General features: G+C 68.2%; 15 protein-coding genes. 2 read left to right on the forward strand and 13 right to left on the reverse strand.

Annotated elements, in window-relative coordinates; translation table 11 throughout:
- The first annotated feature begins 27 nt into the window (after positions 1–27).
- Positions 28–642 (forward strand): DUF1707 SHOCT-like domain-containing protein, encoded by a 615-nt coding sequence (locus tag JOD67_RS35485; protein ID WP_205122040.1) that lies wholly within the window; start codon positions 28–30, stop codon positions 640–642.
- A 149-nt stretch (positions 643–791) separates the two neighbouring features.
- On the opposite strand, the gene prmC is transcribed toward JOD67_RS35485, so the two are convergent.
- The 12 genes from prmC to JOD67_RS35545 form a co-directional block, all read right to left on the reverse strand.
- Entirely contained in the window at positions 792–1,625 is an 834-nt protein-coding gene (prmC, locus tag JOD67_RS35490) for a peptide chain release factor N(5)-glutamine methyltransferase (RefSeq protein ID WP_205122041.1), read from the reverse strand.
- Entirely contained in the window at positions 1,622–2,698 is a 1,077-nt protein-coding gene (prfA, locus tag JOD67_RS35495) for a peptide chain release factor 1 (RefSeq protein ID WP_205122042.1), read from the reverse strand. Before prfA ends, prmC begins: the two co-directional genes overlap by 4 nt.
- A gap of 99 nt (positions 2,699–2,797) precedes the next feature.
- On the reverse strand, positions 2,798–3,025 hold the full coding sequence (gene rpmE, locus JOD67_RS35500) for a 50S ribosomal protein L31 (protein WP_205122043.1): 228 nt from the start codon (positions 3,023–3,025) through the stop codon (positions 2,798–2,800).
- 302 nt (positions 3,026–3,327) lie between these two features.
- Positions 3,328–5,283 carry a transcription termination factor Rho gene (rho, locus tag JOD67_RS35505; RefSeq protein WP_239554209.1) on the reverse strand — a complete coding sequence of 652 codons (1,956 nt, stop codon included), beginning with the start codon at positions 5,281–5,283 and terminating at the stop codon, positions 3,328–3,330.
- Between the two features lie 450 nt (positions 5,284–5,733).
- The gene (thrB, locus tag JOD67_RS35510; RefSeq protein WP_205122045.1) at positions 5,734–6,663 is read right to left on the reverse strand and encodes a homoserine kinase; all 930 of its coding nucleotides are present in this window, start codon (positions 6,661–6,663) and stop codon (positions 5,734–5,736) included.
- Between the two features lie 4 nt (positions 6,664–6,667).
- Positions 6,668–7,738, reverse strand: coding sequence for a threonine synthase (gene thrC / locus JOD67_RS35515; protein WP_205122046.1), 1,071 nt, complete (start codon positions 7,736–7,738; stop codon positions 6,668–6,670).
- A 4-nt stretch (positions 7,739–7,742) separates the two neighbouring features.
- Positions 7,743–9,029: a homoserine dehydrogenase gene (locus tag JOD67_RS35520; protein ID WP_307782669.1), complete on the reverse strand. Its 1,287-nt coding sequence runs from the start codon at positions 9,027–9,029 to the stop codon at positions 7,743–7,745.
- 86 nt (positions 9,030–9,115) lie between these two features.
- Positions 9,116–10,516 carry a diaminopimelate decarboxylase gene (lysA, locus tag JOD67_RS35525; protein WP_307782670.1) on the reverse strand — a complete coding sequence of 467 codons (1,401 nt, stop codon included), beginning with the start codon at positions 10,514–10,516 and terminating at the stop codon, positions 9,116–9,118.
- A gap of 43 nt (positions 10,517–10,559) precedes the next feature.
- Positions 10,560–10,760: a hypothetical protein gene (locus tag JOD67_RS35530; protein WP_205122048.1), complete on the reverse strand. Its 201-nt coding sequence runs from the start codon at positions 10,758–10,760 to the stop codon at positions 10,560–10,562.
- A gap of 1,032 nt (positions 10,761–11,792) precedes the next feature.
- Positions 11,793–11,951 (reverse strand): hypothetical protein, encoded by a 159-nt coding sequence (locus JOD67_RS35535; protein WP_205122049.1) that lies wholly within the window; start codon positions 11,949–11,951, stop codon positions 11,793–11,795.
- Positions 11,952–12,472: 521 nt separating this feature from the next.
- Complete coding sequence (locus JOD67_RS35540; RefSeq protein WP_205122050.1) at positions 12,473–12,940, reverse strand: DUF4304 domain-containing protein; 468 nt, start codon at positions 12,938–12,940, stop codon at positions 12,473–12,475.
- Positions 12,937–13,710, reverse strand: coding sequence for a hypothetical protein (locus tag JOD67_RS35545; protein WP_205122051.1), 774 nt, complete (start codon positions 13,708–13,710; stop codon positions 12,937–12,939). Before JOD67_RS35545 ends, JOD67_RS35540 begins: the two co-directional genes overlap by 4 nt.
- A gap of 98 nt (positions 13,711–13,808) precedes the next feature.
- On the opposite strand from JOD67_RS35545, the gene JOD67_RS35550 reads away from it, so the two are divergent.
- Positions 13,809–15,929 (forward strand): glycosyltransferase, encoded by a 2,121-nt coding sequence (locus JOD67_RS35550; protein WP_205122052.1) that lies wholly within the window; start codon positions 13,809–13,811, stop codon positions 15,927–15,929.
- Here the strand turns inward: JOD67_RS35550 and JOD67_RS42240 are convergent.
- Positions 15,911–17,935, reverse strand: coding sequence for a glycosyltransferase family 4 protein (locus JOD67_RS42240; protein WP_205122053.1), 2,025 nt, complete (start codon positions 17,933–17,935; stop codon positions 15,911–15,913). The two genes, JOD67_RS35550 and JOD67_RS42240, sit on opposite strands and share 19 nt — an antisense overlap.
- Between the last annotated feature and the right edge of the window lie 7 nt (positions 17,936–17,942).

The raw sequence follows: 17,942 nt of genomic DNA on the forward strand, positions 1-17,942 counted from the left end.
GACGCGACGCCCACTAGGCTGAGCGGCGTGAGCGGCAACCTCCCCGAACCACGTCCACCCGCGCAGCGCGCCTCCGACAGCGACCGAGAGGACATCGTCGAACGCCTCCGCGAAGCCGCGGCCGAGGGCCGGCTCACCATGGACGAGTTCGAGGAGCGGATGTCGTCGGCCTACCAGGCCAGAACGTACGGCGAGCTCGAACGCCTCACCAGCGACCTCCCGGTCAAGCAGTCCAACACCCCGAGCCAGCCCACCGAGATCCGCCTCCGCGCCACCGGCTCGACCGTCCGCCGCACTGGCCGCTGGATCGTCCCGCAACGCATCGTCGTCGAGAACAACATGGGCTCGGCCGTCGTCGACATGACCGAGGCCACGATCCTGTCCCGCGACGTCCATGTCGCCGTCCAGCTCACCGCGGGCTCCCTGGTGATCAAGGTCCCGCCGGGAACGACCGCCGACACCGACGAGCTGCACACCCCGTTCGGCTCCTCGAGCGTCCGCGTCGACAGCCCCGGCGAGCCCCGCCTCCGCCTGCACGTCAGCGGCAACGCGGCCATGGGCTCGGTGCACATCCGCCACCTGAACATCTTCGAACGCTGGGGTCGCCAGTTCCGCGCCTGGCGAAACTCCCGAGGCATCTAGGCCGTGTCGTAGTGGTTGCCTTACCCGGCCAGTGACCGCTCTACCTGGCGTCCACCCCACGTAAAGCGGCCAATGACCATGTTTACATGATCATTGGCCCCAGGTCGGGGCCGGACCGGTCGAACCCACCGCCGGACGAAGGATCGAGGCTAGGCTCGGGAAGCGGTCACGAAGCGGGGGCGGCCGGCGAGGTCCGGGCGGTCGCGTACGGACTGCCAAGCTCCGGTTGACGCGAAGACCGCGGGCGCCGTTTCCCCTTGTACGTCTGCGTGTTCGACCACCACGACGCCGCCTGGACGAAGCAGGCGGGCGGCGGAACGTTCGATCACGCGGATCGCGTCGAGCCCGTCCTCGCCCGACCACAGCGCGAGCGCCGGGTCGTGGTCGCGGACTTCCTGCTCGACCGACTCGTACGCCGCCATCGGGATGTACGGCGGGTTCGCGACGACCAGATCCACGGTCCCGTTCAACGCGGGCAGCGCGTCGGCGGCGTCGCCGCGTACCAGCGTCACCGCGTGGCCGGCGACGTTGCGCGAGGCCCACTCGAACGCCGCCCGGTCCAGCTCGACGGCATGCACGACGGCGGCCGGAACCTCGGTCGCGATGGCCAACGCGATCGCGCCCGACCCCGCGCAAAGATCCACCACGACGGGCGAGACCATCGAAGCCAACGCGTCGATCGCGTACCCCGCCACCACCTCGGTCTCCGGTCGCGGCACGAAGACACCAGGCCCAACCTTCAACAGCAGATGGCGAAACGGCGCCTCACCGGTCAGGTGCTGCAACGGCTCGCGCTTCTCCCGCCGCGCCACCAGCTCCTCGAAGGCAGCCCGCGAGGAAGCGGAGACATCGACGAGAGAGACCTGGCCCCGCGGTACGCCGAGAACGTGCGCGAGCAGCAGCTCCGCGTCGAAGCGCGGCGACGCGACACCGGCCGCCTCCAGCCGTGCGACGGCGTCGGCGAGCAACGTGCGCGTGTTCAAGCAGGGCCCTCCAGGGCGGCGAGTCGCTCCTGCTGGTCGGCGGTGATCAGCGCGTCGACCACGCCGTCGAGCTCGCCGTCCAGCACGTGGTCGAGGTTGTACGCGGTGTAGCCCACGCGGTGGTCGGTGATGCGGTTCTGCGGGAAGTTGTACGTACGGATCCGCTCCGAGCGGTCGACCGTCCGGACCTGCGAGCGCCGCGCGGCCGAGGCCTCGGCGTCGGCGGCCTCCTGAGCCTGCTGGAGCAGCCGGGCGCGGAGGATGCGCAGGGCCTGTTCCTTGTTCTGCAGCTGGGACTTCTCGTTCTGGCACGACACGACGATGCCGGTCGGGACGTGCGTGATCCGGACGGCGGAGTCGGTCGTGTTGACGCTCTGCCCACCCGGACCGGACGACCGGTAGACGTCGATGCGCAGGTCCTTCTCCTCGATCGCCACGTCGATCTCTTCGGCCTCGGGCATCACGAGCACGCCGGCGGCCGAGGTGTGGATCCGGCCCTGCGACTCGGTCACGGGAACGCGTTGGACGCGGTGCACGCCGCCCTCGAACTGCAGCCGGGCGTACGGCGTGCCGCCGCCCGCGGTGGCCTTGCCCTTCACCGCGAGCGTCACACTCTTCACGCCGCCGAGGTCGGAGTCGGCGGCGTCCATGACCTCGGTCTTCCAGGAACTGCGCTCGGCGTACCGCATGTACATCCGGAGCAGGTCGCCGGCGAACAGCGCGGACTCCGCGCCACCTTCACCGGCCTTGATCTCGAGGATGACGTTCTTGTCCTCGTTCGGGTCGCGCGGCAGCAACAGCAGCCGGAGCGCCTGCTCCTGCTCGACGAGCCGCTCGGCGAGCCGTTCGGCCTCCTCGGCGAAGCTCGCGTCCTCGGGAGCGAGCTCGCGGGCGGCGGCGAGATCGTCGTTGGTCTGCTTCCAGGCCTCGTACGCGCCGGCGACCTGCTGCAGCTCGGAGTAGCGTCGGCCCACCTTGCGCGCCTCGGCTTGGTCGGCGTGGATCGCGGGGTCGGAGAGCCGCCGTTCGAGCTCGGCGTGCTCGGCCATGAGGGTCTCAACGGCCTCGAACACGGTCTCTCCCTTCCTGCTGCTGACGAATGACGATGGGACGACAACGGCGCCGACGCGGCGGTCCCCTGTCGGGGTCCGCGCGTCGGCGCCGCGAGGTCGCTACTTCTTGTTCTGTCCGCCCTGCGCCTGCGCGTACCGCTTCTCGAAGCGGGCGACGCGGCCGCCGGTGTCCAGGATCTTCTGCTTGCCCGTGTAGAACGGGTGGCAGTTCGAGCACACGTCGGCGTGGATCGTGCCGCTCGTCGCGGTGCTCCGCGTGGTGAACGTGTTACCGCACGTACACGTCACAGTCGTCTCGACGTACTCGGGGTGGATTTCAGGCTTCACTGGGATGCTCCTAGCTCTCTGGGCCGCCGGGTCGCTCTCGGGTTCGGGAGCGTGAACCGGAACCGCTGTTGAGTGTGCCAGATGACATAACACGAGGGTGCCTCAGGGCATTCCAGAGGCACATTCACGCCAACTTGGGCGTCGCCTCGCTCGCAAAAGCGTCGGCGGCGTCGTTGCCATCGCGACGACGACGCGCCGACGGCGCTAGCCGACGACCTCAGCCATCCCATCCACCTGGCGCCGTCGTTGCGCGGCGCCGGCGTGATGGTGACGACTAAGGCCGCCGACCGATGCGAGCCATGTCAATCGTCGTCGTTGTTGTTGCCGTTGCGGGTGTTGCCCGAGAGCGGCATCGACTTGTTGATCTGCATGAGGAACTCGACGTTGCTCTTGGTGTCCTTGAGCCGGTTGAGCAGGAGCTCGAGTGCCTGCAGGCCGTCCAGTCCGCCCAGGACTCGGCGCAGCCGCCAGACGATCGCCAGCTCTTCCTTGGTCATCAGCAACTCTTCGCGCCGTGTGCTGGAGGCGTCGACGTCGATGGCCGGGAAGATGCGCTTGTCGGCGAAGTCCCGCTTCAGGCGCACCTCCATGTTGCCGGTGCCCTTGAACTCCTCGAAGATGACCTCGTCCATGCGCGAGCCGGTCTCGACCAACGCCGTCGCCAGGATGGTCAGCGAGCCGCCGTTCTCGATGTTGCGCGCGGCACCGAAGAACTTCTTCGGCGGGTACAGCGCGCTCGAGTCGACACCACCGGACATGATCCGGCCACTGGCCGGGGCTGCCTGGTTGTACGCGCGGCCGAGGCGGGTGATGCCGTCGAGCAGCACGACCACGTCGTGGCCCAGCTCGACGAGCCGCTTCGCGCGCTCGATCGCGAGCTCGGCGACGGTCGTGTGGTCCTCCGCCGGCCGGTCGAACGTCGAGGCGATGACCTCGCCCTTGACCGCCCGCTGGAAGTCCGTGACCTCCTCCGGACGCTCGTCGACCAGCACCACCATGAGGTGAACCTCGGGGTTGTTGGTCGTGATCGAGTTGGCGATCGACTGCATGATCAGCGTCTTGCCGGCCTTGGACGGCGACACGATCATGCCTCGCTGGCCCTTGCCGATCGGCGACACGAGGTCGATGACACGGCCGGTCAGGTTGGACGCCTCCGTCTCGAGACGGAGCCGCTCCTGCGGGTACAGCGGGGTCAGCTTGCCGAACTCCGGACGCGCCTTGGACAGGTCCGGGTCGGCACCGTTGACGGTGTCGACACGCACCAGCGGGTTGAACTTCTCCCGCCGTTCGCCATCCTTCGGCTGCCGGATCGCTCCGGTGATCGCGTCGCCCTTGCGCAGGCCGTACCGCTTGACGACGGCGAGCGAGACGTACACGTCGTTCGGGCCGGGCAGGAACCCGCTCGTACGAACGAACGCGTAGTTCTCCAGCACGTCGAGGATGCCCGCGACAGGGATGAGAACGTCGTCCTCATTGACCTGCGGCTCGGCGTCGTACCGCTCGCGGCCCGGGCCAGCCTGGCCGCCACGGTCGTTGCGGCTGCTGCTGCTCCGGTCGTTGCGGTCGTTGCGATCGCGGAACCGATCCCGAGCCCGACGACGCCGGCGGCGACCGCCGCTCTCGTCATCGTCGTCCCGGATGTCGCGCTGGCTGTCGCGCTGGCTGTCGCGCTGGCTGTCCCGCTGACTGTCGCGCTGGTTGTCACGCGGGTTGTCGCCGCGCTGACCTTCGCGCTGAGTGTCGCGCTGGCCCTCGCGCTGGCGGTTGCCACCGTCACGGCCGCCTTCGCGGTTGCCGTCCCGGTCGCGGCCGCCTTCGCGGTTGTCGCGGTTACTGTCCCGGTCGCGACTGCCCTCGCGGTTGCGGGGCTCGCGGCCCTGGTCGCCGCCGCGGCGCTCTTCGCGCTGCTCGACGACGGGGGCCTGGTCGGTCACCACAGCCGGGGCCGCGTCAGCCGCTTGCTGCGCTGCCGCGTTGGTGGCCGTGGCCTGTGGCGCGGTGATCTCGATCTGAGTTTGTTCTCCCGCGAACTGACCGTTGTCCGCGGTGCCGCTTGCCTCGGCGCGCTTACTGGCGCGAGGGGCACGCTTGGCCGTGGTACGAGACTTGGGGGCCTCGGTCACGGCGGCTGCCTGCGACGGTGCCGCCTGGCCCGACTGCGCGGCCTTGATCGCGTCGATCAACTGGCTCTTGCGCATCCGGCCTGTCCCGGTGATGCCCAGCCCCTGCGCCATTTGCTGCAGTTCGGGGAGCACCATCCCGGAAAGTCCACTGGTCCGGCGCTTTGGACCGGCAGGCTTGCCATTGTCCGTAGGCGCCGCAGCGGCTTGAGAGGAGGCGGCGGTTTCGGTGGTTTCGGTCACGTGAGGTCCTTCCCACGCGTGTTGTCGGCCGTGCGACGATGCGCCGACCCTGATCTCCATACCGGCTCGGGTACTGCCGGGTGGGTTCCTCCTGTCGGAGTGGTCATGCGATACGTACACGGGGTGTCTGCTATCTCGCCTCAATCCGGCCTGACCCTGTGCCCATGAACACAACGGTCACGGATAGGGACGCCACGGAATCTGGTGACGAGCGACGAAAGACGCTCCCCCGGAGCTATGGCGAGATGGGTGCCAGGCCACTTCAAGGCCTCGGCCCAAGAAAGAGCGTAACAGAACCTGATCCGCTCGGTCTCTACCCCCCACCAACGTGTCGCCTCACCTTTCTTATTCCCCGTTGCCAGTGCCACGTTGAACGACAGCTCCCTCGCCGTCGACGTCGAGACAACGCGCGACGAAGCCCGCGGGTGCCTCGGCGGCCAGCTTGGCGCTGTCCAACTCCTGACAGAACGCCAGCACGGTCGGCCCGGCGCCGGAGATCACCGCGGGTACGCGGCGGTCGCGCAGCTCCCTGACCAGGGCCAACGACTCCGGCATGGCCGGCGCGCGGTATGGCTGATGCAGCCGGTCCTCGGTCGCGGCGAGGAGCAAGTCCAGGTTGACCGGCTCGTGCGGCCGGCCCGCGAGCGCGGCGACGAGCAGCCCCGCGCGGCCCGCGTTCGCGGCGGCGTCGGCGTGGGGAACCGTCGCCGGGAGCAGCCCTCTCGCGGCCTGCGTGGAGACCGGAGCGTTCGGCACGAACACCACGGCGGAGACTTCGCCCGGGTCCAGCCGGTACGCCCGCGAGTGCGCGCCGCCGTCGATCCAGGCGACGGTCAAACCGCCGAGCAGGCAGGCCGCGACGTTGTCCGGGTGGCCTTCCAGGCTTGCCGCGAGCATGAGGCAGCCGTCGTCGTCGAGCCGGTCCTCGCCGTTCTCGACGAGCGCTCTTGCCGCGAGCACACCGGCGACGATCGCACCTGCCGACGAGCCGAGGCCGCGGCCGTGCGGGATGGTGTTCGTACAGTGCAGCCGCAGGCCGTCCGGACGTTCGCCGAACTGGTCGAACGTCGCGTTCATCGCCTGGACCACGAGGTTGTCGTCGCCGGTGGACACTTCGCCGGCGCCCTCCCCCGTGACCTCCACCTGGATGCCCGAATCAGCAACGGAGACTGACGCTTCGTCATAGAGGCCGAGCGCCAGGCCGAACGCGTCGAAGCCCGGACCGAGGTTCGCGCTGGTCGCGGGGACCCGTACTCGTACGCGTCTGTCCGACATCAGCTCAGCCGAGATCGAGGAGCCGCGCGGCCGCCTCGGCGTCGGGGGGCACGACGAGCTGCGGCACGTCGCCGGCGAAGTCGAGCGCGGTCTCGACATCCTTCAGCCCATGGCCGGTGACGGTGATCGCGATCCGTTGGCCCGGGTCCAGAACGCCGGCGGCATGCGACCTGAGCAGGCCGGCGACGCCGACGGCCGAGGCGGGCTCGACGAAGATGCCGTCGTGGGAGGCAAGGTGAGCTTGCGCCCGCAGGATTTCGCTGTCTGGAACGGCTTCGATGCGTCCGTTCGACTCCTCCAGTGCCGCGTCGGCGTCCTCCCAGCGAGCCGGATTGCCCACCCGGATGGCTGTGGCAACGGTCTCAGGTTGGGCGACGGGCGCGTGGTGGACGATCGGCGCGGCGCCCTCGGCCTGGTATCCCCACATCCGCGGCACCCTGGTCGCGGGCCCGTTCTCCTTGTACGCCTGGTAACCCGCCCAGTACGCGGTGATGTTGCCCGCGTTGCCGACCGGAAGGACGTGGAGGTCGGGTGCGTCGCCGAGCACGTCGACGATCTCGTACGCGGCCGTCATCTGGCCGGCGAGCCGGTAGCCGTCCTTGTTGGCGGAGTTGACGAGCACGACCGGGTAGCGGTCGGTGAGGCCGCGGGCGACGGCGAGGCAGGCGTCGAAGTTGCCCTGCACCTGGACGAGCTTGGCGCCGGTGACGATCGCCTGGACGAGCTTGCCGCGGGCGATGCGGCCCTCGGGGACGAGGACGACGGGCAGCATTCCGGCCCGTACGGCATAGACCGCGGCCGACGCGCTGGTGTTGCCGGTGGAGGCGCAGACGACGACCTTCACGCCCTGCTCGGCGGCCTTGGACACCGCGACGGTCATGCCGCGGTCCTTGAACGAGCCGGTCGGGTTGTCGCCCTCGACCTTGATCCAGACCTCGCAGCCGGTCTCCTCCGAGAGCCAGGCGGAGGGAACGAGCGGCGTACCGCCCTCGCCGAGCGTGACGACCGGCGTCGCGTCCGTGACAGGCAGTCGGTCCCGGTACTCCTGGATCACCCCACGCCACGGCGCTGCCATGTCGCTACTCCCCTTCGACTCGCATCAGACTCGAGACATCCCGAACGATGTCGAGCTCCCTCAAATCATCTACGGTCGCCGAGAGCGCCGCGTCGGCGGCCTCGTGGGTGACGATGACGAGCTGCGCGTCCTCGCCCCGGCCCTCCTGGCGGACGGTCTGGATCGAGACGTCGTGCTGGGCGAAGACGTCCGCGACGGCGGCGAGCACGCCCGCCTTGTCGTCGACGTCGAGCGAGACGTGGTAGCGCGTCCGGGTGTCGCCCATCGGGTGCACCTCGAGCTGGGCGTACGTGGACTCGCCTATGCCGCGGATGCCCTGGACCCGGTTGCGGGCGACCGTGACGAGGTCGCCGAGGACCGCGCTCGCGGTCGGCGCGCCGCCGGCGCCCTGGCCGTAGAACATCAGCTGGCCGGCCGCGGCGCTCTCCACGAACACCGCGTTGTACGCCTCGCGCACGCTCGCGAGCGGGTGGCTGCGCGGGATCATCGCCGGGTGGACGCGTACGCCGACGCGGTTGTCCTCGCTCAGCTCGGCGATCGCGAGCAGCTTGACCACGCAGCCCATCGCCTTGGCGCTGGCGACGTCGGTGGCGGTCACGTCGGTGATGCCCTCGCGGTGGACGTCGGAGGCGAGGACTCTGGTGTGGAACGCGAGGCTGGCGAGGATCGCCGCCTTGGCGGCGGCGTCGAACCCCTCGACGTCCGCGGTCGGGTCGGGCTCGGCGTACCCGAGCGCGGTGGCCTCGTCGAGCGCCTCGGTATAGCTGGCGCCGTAGCTGTCCATCTTGTCGAGGATGTAGTTGGTGGTGCCGTTCACGATGCCGAGGACCTTGTGGACCTTGTCACCGGCGAGGGACTCCCGCAGCGGCCTGACCAGCGGGATCGCGCCGCCGACGGCGGCCTCGAAGTAGAGGTCGACGCCGTGCTTCTCGGCGGCCGCGAACAGCGTGCCGCCGTCCTCGGCGAGCAGGGCCTTGTTGGCGGTGACGACGGAGGCGCCGTTCTCGAACGCTGCCAGGATGAGGCTCCGGGCGGGCTCGATGCCGCCGATGACCTCGATGACGAGGTCGATGCCTTCCTTGGTGACGAGGCCCTTGCCGTCAGCGGTGAACAGGCTCTTGTCGACGGGGACGTCGCGTACCTTCTCCGGGCGCCGCACCGCGATGCCGGCGAGCTCCAGCGGCGCGCCGATCCGGGCGGCCAGGTCGTCGGCGTGCTCGATGAGCAGCCGGACCACGTCGGTCCCGACCGCGCCGCATCCGAGTAGCGCCACATTGAGTGGTTTGCTCACGGTTGCCCCCTGCCTCGTTAGATCTTGGCAAGTCTCTTGGACGGCGCTGTTTCTCGCTCGCGTCGTCCAAAATTCGAGACAAAGTCTCACCATACGTCGAGGCGCAGGAGATCTTCTTCCGTTTCTCTTCTGACGATCACTCGTGCTTGGTTGTTGTCGACGGCGACGATCGCGGGCTTGGGGACGTGGTTGTAGGTGCTCGCGAGGCTGCGGCAGTAGGCGCCGGTGGCGGGCACGGCGAGCAGGTCGCCGGGGGTGACGTCGGCGGGGAGGAACTCGTCCTTGACGAGGATGTCGCCGGACTCGCAGTGCTTGCCGACGACGCGGCTGAGCGTGGGCTGCGCGTCGGACTTCCTGCTGGCGAGCGTGCAGGAGAACTCGGCGTCGTACAGCGCGGTCCGTACGTTGTCGCTCATGCCGCCGTCGACGGCCACGTAGTTCCGGCTGGCGCCGGCATCGAGCTCGACGGGCTTGACGGTGCCGACCTCGTACAGCGTGAAGACCGCAGGGCCGGCGATGGCGCGGCCAGGCTCGATCGACATGCGGGGCTTCTCGACGCCGTACGCCTTGCACTCGTGCTCGACGATGTCGTTCATGCCTTGGGCGAGCTTGCTCGGCGGTTGGGGGTCGTCCTGCGTGGTGTAGGCGATGCCGAAGCCACCGCCGAGGCAGAGCTCGGGCAGCGTGATGCCGTGGGTGTCGCGGATCTCGGTGAAGAGGCCGACGACCCGCTTGGCGGCCACCTCGAAACCGGAGGTGTCGTAGATCTGGGAACCGATGTGGGAGTGCAGGCCCCTGAGCTCGAGGCTGGGCTCCTTGAGGACCCGTTCGACCGCGTCGTGCGCATGGCCGCCGGCGAGCGAGAAGCCGAACTTCTGGTCCTCGTGCGCGGTGGCGATGTACTCGTGCGTGTGCGCTTCGACGCCTACCGTGACCCGTACCAGGACGCGTGCGGTGGTGTTGCGATCCGTTGCCAGCTTGGCGATTCTCGCGATCTCGTCGAACGAGTCGACCACGATCCTGCCGATCCCTGCGTCGATCGCCCTTGCCAGCTCGTTCTCGGACTTGTTGTTGCCGTGGAACGTGATGCGCTCGGGCGGGAATTCGGCCTTGAGCGCGACGGCCAGCTCGCCGCCGGAGCAGACGTCGAGCCCGAGCCCCTCCTGCTCGATCCACTTGGCCACCTCGACACAGAGGAAAGCCTTGCCCGCGTAGTAGACATCCCACCCCGCGAACCCTTCGATGAACTCCCGGCACCTCGACCGCAGGTCCTGCTCGTCGACGACGTAGAGAGGGGTGCCGAACTCCTCCGCCAGCTGCTTGACCCGCAGCCCAGCAACCGTCAACTCCCCGTTGCCATCCTTGGCAACGTTCCGCGGCCACAGCGCGGGCACGATCGCATTGACATCCTCCGGAGCCCTCAACCAAGCCGGCCCCCGATGCCCCTGGTCGGCATGCATCGTCCCGGCCTCATGCGCTCTACTCACCCCTCAATAATGCCGGGCAGCGCGATCAAGAAGCCAAGCGGCCCTAACGGACCTCGAGCACCCTGAAGTCCTTCGGGCCTGCCTCCGCGATCAACGTCGCCAACTCCCGCCGCAACAGCAGATAGCGGAACGCCTTCCAGCCATCGCCAAACCACTCCGGACTCGCGGCAACGTCGACATCGCCCAGCTCCGGTCGCACCTCAAGGGCGGGGAGCTGCTCGTAGCTCAAGGGCTCCAGCGCCACGTTCCGCAATCGGTGCACGTTGCTCCCGGCACCCCATGCCTGGCGACCGTCCGCTCCCGCAACTCCTCCGGATCGAACCATTGGCCACCCACGCTCGGAAACACGATCTGCATAGCGCGCCCAGGTGGGGTCCCGTGCCAGTCGATCTCTCGCAACTCAACCTTGAACTGACTAGCCACCCGCTCGGCAACGGAGACCTCCATGCAGATCGTGTCGCTTTGCCAGTTCGGCTGCCACGATCCCTCGCAGCGCGATAGCCCTTTCCGCTGCAACACCAGGTTGCCGCATTGAGCATGCAATGGAGTTCCGCAGGACCGACACCAACCCTCCTCACCGAACATCGGTGTCAAACCAACGAGTCCTCCGGCCACGGCCACCCACGATGCCGCTTAACCGACAGCCAAACGAAGTCCTTCATGACGGACCAGTCAAGCAGACACGACGCAGCGCTCAGCTGGCCTCGCAGACGGTCCGTCTACTGCTCGACCCACCGTTGATCCGGATCCAACGTTCCCCCACTCACAAAGCATTGGAAAGAATCCAGTGCCTGCTGAAGGGTCACTACGAATCGCCCTTCATATTGGGCAGGTTGACCTCCTGCCACAAGAGTCACTTTCCCGCTCGAGCCGTCCTGCAGATTGACCCTCTGAAAGAACGTCTGATTGTCAAAGGTTACGTACACGACCAACTTGTCCGGAGCCGAACCCCCGCACGCGATGTGAGCGCACCACGAAACGCCATCACCAGAGTCCGATGGACGCCGTCCAGCAGCTTCACTCTCTCAGTGGCGACGTCCCCACTCTCCACGTCGATCTCATGGTGGTTGGATTCCTCATCCCAGGTGAGCTGGTAGGACTCGATCAAGGTCGATCACCAACCTGCTTCTGGGCCCACGACAGTTAGCTCCGCCACGTTCTGCACTCCGTTGCATGTCTTTCCCGGGACCGATACCTGGCCAGAAACACGCGCTGCATCGCCTGACACGGCGGTGTGGGGTGCCAGCCAACCTCACGCAACTCGACCCGGAACTCGTCACTCCGACACGAGCGGGCGCAGCGCATATCTCGCAGGCAAGTCACCCAAGAGGTAGTAGGTGGCGAACAGGTCGGCCGACTCCTCCCAGGAGAAGACCTCATGTTGACCAACTTCCACCGACGATCGGCCGTCATCCCAGGCGATGACTTCCGTCAACTTCCCTCCGCCCGCCGTTGTCGGCCTCCCGATGACGAGGTGGCCGCGTTCAGGGGACCCAGTTCGAGAGTCATCCGCTCCGCAGTTCCAGCACTCTGAATGTACTCAACGACGTCGCTGGGATCGACATCATCTAGCGCCTTCCCTGGCGGCAATGGCCACAGGCACACCGCGAAGATGTCGACGCCATTCATGCGGGACAACATGCCACGGAGCTCTTCTTCCACGGACCCCGCGTACCTGAACTCACCAGTGAAATCGCCGTTCATCGTTACGGCATGAGTCGGCCGCGCCTACTAGCCCCCGCCGGCCCAGCACCTGTTGGACAGATCTCGGCCTCTATCCCGAGATCTGTCCAACAACTCCGCGCGTGCAAGTGGCCGGCGCTGAGGTCGGGCCTCGCCTGGCGATCATTCTGGATGCTTCGCCAGATACGTCGACATGATCTTGATCTCCTCGCCAGTCCTCGTGAACTCTAGGCGTTAGGTGTCCCGAAGGCATCGCCGATCTGTGCGTCTGACCTAGCCCGTGAGCACTGGGATCGCAGCCGCCGCGACAAGGGCGTTGTCAACCACCACTCTCCCCGGCCCACTACGCAGCGAATCCAATGAACTGCAAGCGCTCACCAGCGGGATCAGACTGTCACGAATCAGCACTTCCACCACATCGACTCTGCCCGCTTCTTCGATGGAGGACTCGAGGTCCAACAGATGGTCGATTCGAGCAGACTGATCCTCGTCGACAAGATCGTTCCATCGCGCCCTTACGTGACAGAGCCGCTCCTTCGGGAACGGCTCACCATCAAGGTCGCGAAGCAGGACGCCGAGGTTCAGGTAGTACTTGCTCGAGAGGTGCGACACCTGCAGCTCGAGGACGCAGATCGTCTCAGCGGTCGACTGATACCAGGAGTTCGATCGTCTGGTCAGGCCATGAGCCGTCAACTGCCGGTCGAAGGCGTTCTTGATGACGTCAGGACGTGCATGGGTCATCCGGTCCGGTTCCGGCGGAGTTTGCGGCCGAGGGCGCGGCGGAGGCGCCAGAAGTGGAGGGTGACGCGGCCTAGTTTCGAGCGGCGCAGTCTGCTGTGTTGCTTGGCCAGCGTCCGCTGTTCCTGAGCCAGCTCGTCGGCCTGGCGTTCCACGTCCATCCGCGACCGGCGTTCAGCGGCCAGCGACTCGGCCAGCAGCCGGAGGTGCGCGAGCAAGGCGGACTCCGACGCGTAGCGATCCTCGGACGACGCCCCCATAGACCGCGGCGAGTACGCCGCCAGGGTGGCGGCCATCGTGGCGATCCGCGCCGACACGTTCGGCGAGGGGGTGTCGGGCCACGTTGCCGGAGTGAAGACAATGCACGGCATTCCGTCGATCACGCCCACCGAGGACCACTCCAGCCCCCGCACCTGGGAGGCCAACGCGACGTCGGAAGCGAGCACCGACGCGGGCGACACCGGCACGACCACGGCACCGCCGGACCGCAGGACCGAGCGGGTACGGGTCGCCAGCGCCACTCGGCGCGCCAGCGACAGCTCCGGCCCGTCGATCACCACAAGGTCGTACGACACATCGAGCCCGACCTCGCGCGCCAGCCCCTCGACGTCCCACGCAGGTCCCGCGTGCACCACCCGCGCACGCTGGAAGTCCAGAGCCAGCCCCAGCCGCACACCCCAAGGCGAAGACGCGATCACCAGCAGGTCGCGCGACGGCGCGGAGAGCTCCGCGAGGGGCACGAGCCCCGTCGGCGGAACCTCAGTCATCGGCACGCGCAGCAGGGTAGCCCCGAGGGTCTGTGCCGACATCTGCGGGTTGGTAACGTAACGTCCGCTCAGATCACTGCGGGTACACGGCACCAAGGAGCGCGATGGCAACCGAACAGTCGCCTGAGCGCGCGCGCCCTTGGCAGCGGCACGCGGCCGACGTTCCGGTCGACGAGGGCATCGTCGGCCGCTGGATCCACGACCTCGAGGACGCCCAGACCGAGGCCGCCCAGGCCCAGGACCCGGCCCGCCAGGAGGACGGCGTCAGCGTCGTCGTCACGTTCGAACTGGGCGACGACGTCGCACCATGCCTGCGCTCGATCGCCGCCCAGACGATCGACCACGACCGCTTCGAGGTCGTCGCGGTCGTCCCGCACGGGACCGACCTCGCGCCGTTCGACACGTTCGAGGCCGAACGACGGGACGTACGGCTCAGGCTCATCGAGCTCCCCGCCACCGGCCGCTTCGCGCCACGCGACGTCGGCACGGCCGCGGCGAGGCGTACGTACACAGCGTTCCTCGCCGCCGCTGACTACCTGAGCTCGAGCTACCTCGAAACCATGCTCGACCGCACCACAACCCGCGAGATCGTCGCCGCCCACCTCGTCGACGCCGCCACGGACGCGCCGGTCGAGCACCCGCTCACCTACGTCGCCGGCAAGCTCGTCCCCACCACGTTCGCCAAGCAGGTAAGCACGAGCGACGAGATCGTCTTCCTGCTCACCTTGCTCGCGCGCTACCGGCTCGACGTCGCGCGCACCGACCAGCAGGCGACCTACTTCCGCGCGCCCCGCGTCACCCTGCGGCAAGGCCGCACCCAGGACTTCGACCTGAACGTCGCCGCGCCGATGCACACGATCGGCAAGCTCAGCGAGCTCGAGGGCACCTGTCCCCGCGAGTCGCTCGAGCTGCTCCGCGACCACATCCGCCTCGTCGCCGCGCCGATCAACGCGTACCTGAAGGAGAAGCCGGAAGATCACGATCGGGTGCTCGACCTGATCGAGAGCTACGACCTCGCCGAGTTCCCGTACGACGTTGTCAACCGCGGGTTGGCACGCAGCCTCGCGATCTCGTACTGCTTCGTTCCGTACAACGACACCAGCGCGATCGTCATGGCCAAACGCGTCCGCGCGCGCCGCGATCTGGTCGATGTCGTCTTCAACACAATGGACCAGACGCGCGAGATCGACCCGAGCATGCGGCGGATCTCCAGCCCGTTCGTCGAGGACGAGATCCCGATCGCGACGCCGACGCGCTGGTCGAGCTGGCCGCGGATCGACGAGTTCCGGCTCGAGGGCATGCGCCGGATCGAAGCGCTGGAGGCTCAGAAGGGCCCGTACGCCAAGCTCTACAGCCGCGTGATGTGGCCGGCCTCGCAGTTCCTCGCGGCGTCGTACAAGCTGCACAACCCGTCGGTCACCTGGGTCGCGGAGTTCTCCGACCCGGTGTCGCGCGACGTGACCGGTGCCGAACGGGGAACGCCCATCGAGGACGGGCCGTTCCTCGACGCGGTGCACGACGAGCTGAAGAAGCGCGGACTCCCCGTGCTCGACTCGGACAACCTGATGGCCTGGTGCGAGTACCTCGCGTACACGCTCGCCGACCGGATCGTGTTCACGAACGAGAACCAGCTCGAGTACATGCTGAGCTACTGCCCGGTGCCCGAGCTCGTGCCGCTCGTTCGCGCGAAGACCGTCGTCTCACCGCACCCGTCCCTGCCGCCGCGGTTCTACTCGATGAGCGAGCAGACCTACCCGCTCGACCCGTCGGCCGCGCACCTCGCCTACTTCGGCAACTTCTACGCGACGCGCGGGCTGGGCGACCTACTGAACGCCCTTGCGGGGTTGGACGAACCGACCAAGTCCAGGCTGCACCTGCACGTGTTCACCGGGAACGCCGACGACCTCCGCACGCATGTGAAGTCACTCGGCATCGAGGACAACGTGCACATCAACCCGTACGTGCGGTTCCTCGCGTTCCTCAACCTGACCACGAAGTTCGACTGCCTCATCGTCAACGACGCCTTGACGGCGGACAGCCACGCCAAGAACCCTTACCTGCCGTCAAAGTGGAGTGACTACAAGGGCAGCGGCCGCCCGGTCTGGGGCTTGATCGAGGACGGCAGCCCCCTGAGCAAGCAGCCCCTGACGTACTCCTCCCCCGTCGGCGACCTGCAAGCAGCACAAGAGATCCTGCGCAAGCTCGCTCAGAGCAAGATGTCCTGATACTTCGGACGGATCACGGTCCAGTCGAAGTGCTCGACGACGTACGAACGGGCGGCCGCGCCTGCCTTCGCGCGCACTTCGGGGTCGGCGTGGGCGAGGATGCGCTGGACGGCTTCGTCGACGTCGTCGACGACCCAGTCGGGCGGGAACGTTCCGCGGGCACCGCCGTAGTGGGCGTACATCGGCCAGTTGCGCACCACCGGCACCGCGCCCGACGCAGCGCCCTCCGTCACCCCGACCGGGAAGCCCTCCCGCCGGCTCGAGCTCAGGACGAAGCCCGCCGCCTGCAACGCCGCCGGCACGTCGTCGGTGAACGGCAGATACCGGATCCCGTCCCGTACCTCATCCAACACAGCCCGCGCCCGGAACTTGTCCCGATGCCGCATCGCCGAAAGATGCGCTCGGTCCTGAAAGTCTCGGCCCATGAGCAGCAACTTCCAGGAAGGATCCACCGCACGCAACGCGGCGAGAACGTCCAACGCCCACAGGGGATCCTTCACGCGCTGCGCCCAACCGACGATCGCGATCGTACGGTCGGCACCCGGTGCCTTCGGCGCCCCGAAGCGCTCCAAATGCATCGCGTTCGGCGCCACGTGGACCCGCGGACCCACCGCAACTTCCGGGGCCGCCTGGCTGACCAGCGCACGGACGTGGTCCGCCACGAACACCACGTCCGACACCCGCGACCAGTCGATCACGTGCACCTGGTGCGAAATCGCCTCCAGGCTGTGGAATCGCACCGCGATACGCGCCGAGCGCGGCGCGTGCAGAGTCGTCCACACCGCGGCGTTGTCGCACCAGTCGACAAAGATCGTGTCCGCCCACTCCAGCAGCGCGGCGTCGGCCGGCGCGGGCGGCGGAACGGCCGCGCCCGTCGCGGCACGGAGCCGGTCGAGGATCAGGTCGTACTGCCCACGTCGCCGGGGCGGCGTCGCCTTCGCCTTCAGGTCGAGGACGCGAACCTCCAAGCCAGGAAGGCCGGAGAACTCCTCGATGATCGGCTTGGTGAAGTTCGGATAGTCCCCCGGAACGATCAGCAGCCGCTCGGTCCGCGTGGGCGAGACTCCCGAGGATTCGGCGGAAGTTCCGAGAACGCCGAACACCCGTGACTCCCGCAGCGGCGCGAGGAAGGCATCTGGGTCGGCGGCCAGCGGGCTCGCCAGGACGTCGGCATGCAGCTCGCGGTTGAACAGAGCCTCGACAGCCTCCAGTACCCGGTTCGCCGCAACCTCGAGTGACCCCGCGTCGAGCGCCTCGTCCGCCTGCCGCAGGACCGCGCGGACCAGGTCGCCCAGGTCGGCGGGAGCGGGTTCGCCGCAGCTCACCAACGCCGTCGCGAGCTCAAGCTCCGTACGTTCCCGGACGTCGGCAGGCAACGCGAGACCGAGACCCGACGAGGCAACCTCGCGAGCCTCGGCGAACGAGAGATTCCGCCGCAACAGTTGGGCAATCGTCGCCGCGTGCGGCACGAACTCCGCCAACGTGGCGTCGCCGGGAGACGACACCACAGCCCGCCAGGCGGCGACCACGCTCGCCGGACTCGCCGCGGTCATCCCCCGGTCGAGCAGCTTGCGCAACGTCGTCGCCGGCCCGCCGCGGGCGGCGACCAGAGGAAGGGCGTCGAGCCCGACCGCGGCGATCCGAGCCTCGGCGTTGGCGCTCGTCGCCTGCCGGACAGCCCACGCTGCCGCACGATCCACCGCGACCACGGCATCCGCGCGCCGCCCCTCGGTCCGCAGCCAGGGGTCGTACTTCGCGTACAGGAACGTCCGGGCAGCGGCCCCGCCGAGCCGACCGGCCAACCGCACAGCGGTGGACCGGACCAGCCCCGCCGACTTGAACCGAAGCCGTCGCGCCTCGACACCCTCAGCGGGCGGAGGCAGCGAGCTGACGTCGTACGCATGCCCGATCCGCACGACGTGCCCCGCGGCGACGAGGCGCGCCGCCAGCTCGCGGGCGCTCGTCCAGCCGCGAGGAAGGGCGGAGATCAGCAGTACCTCGGTCACGCAGGCG

The organism is Tenggerimyces flavus (genome assembly GCF_016907715.1).
Taxonomy (GTDB): domain Bacteria; phylum Actinomycetota; class Actinomycetes; order Propionibacteriales; family Actinopolymorphaceae; genus Tenggerimyces; species Tenggerimyces flavus.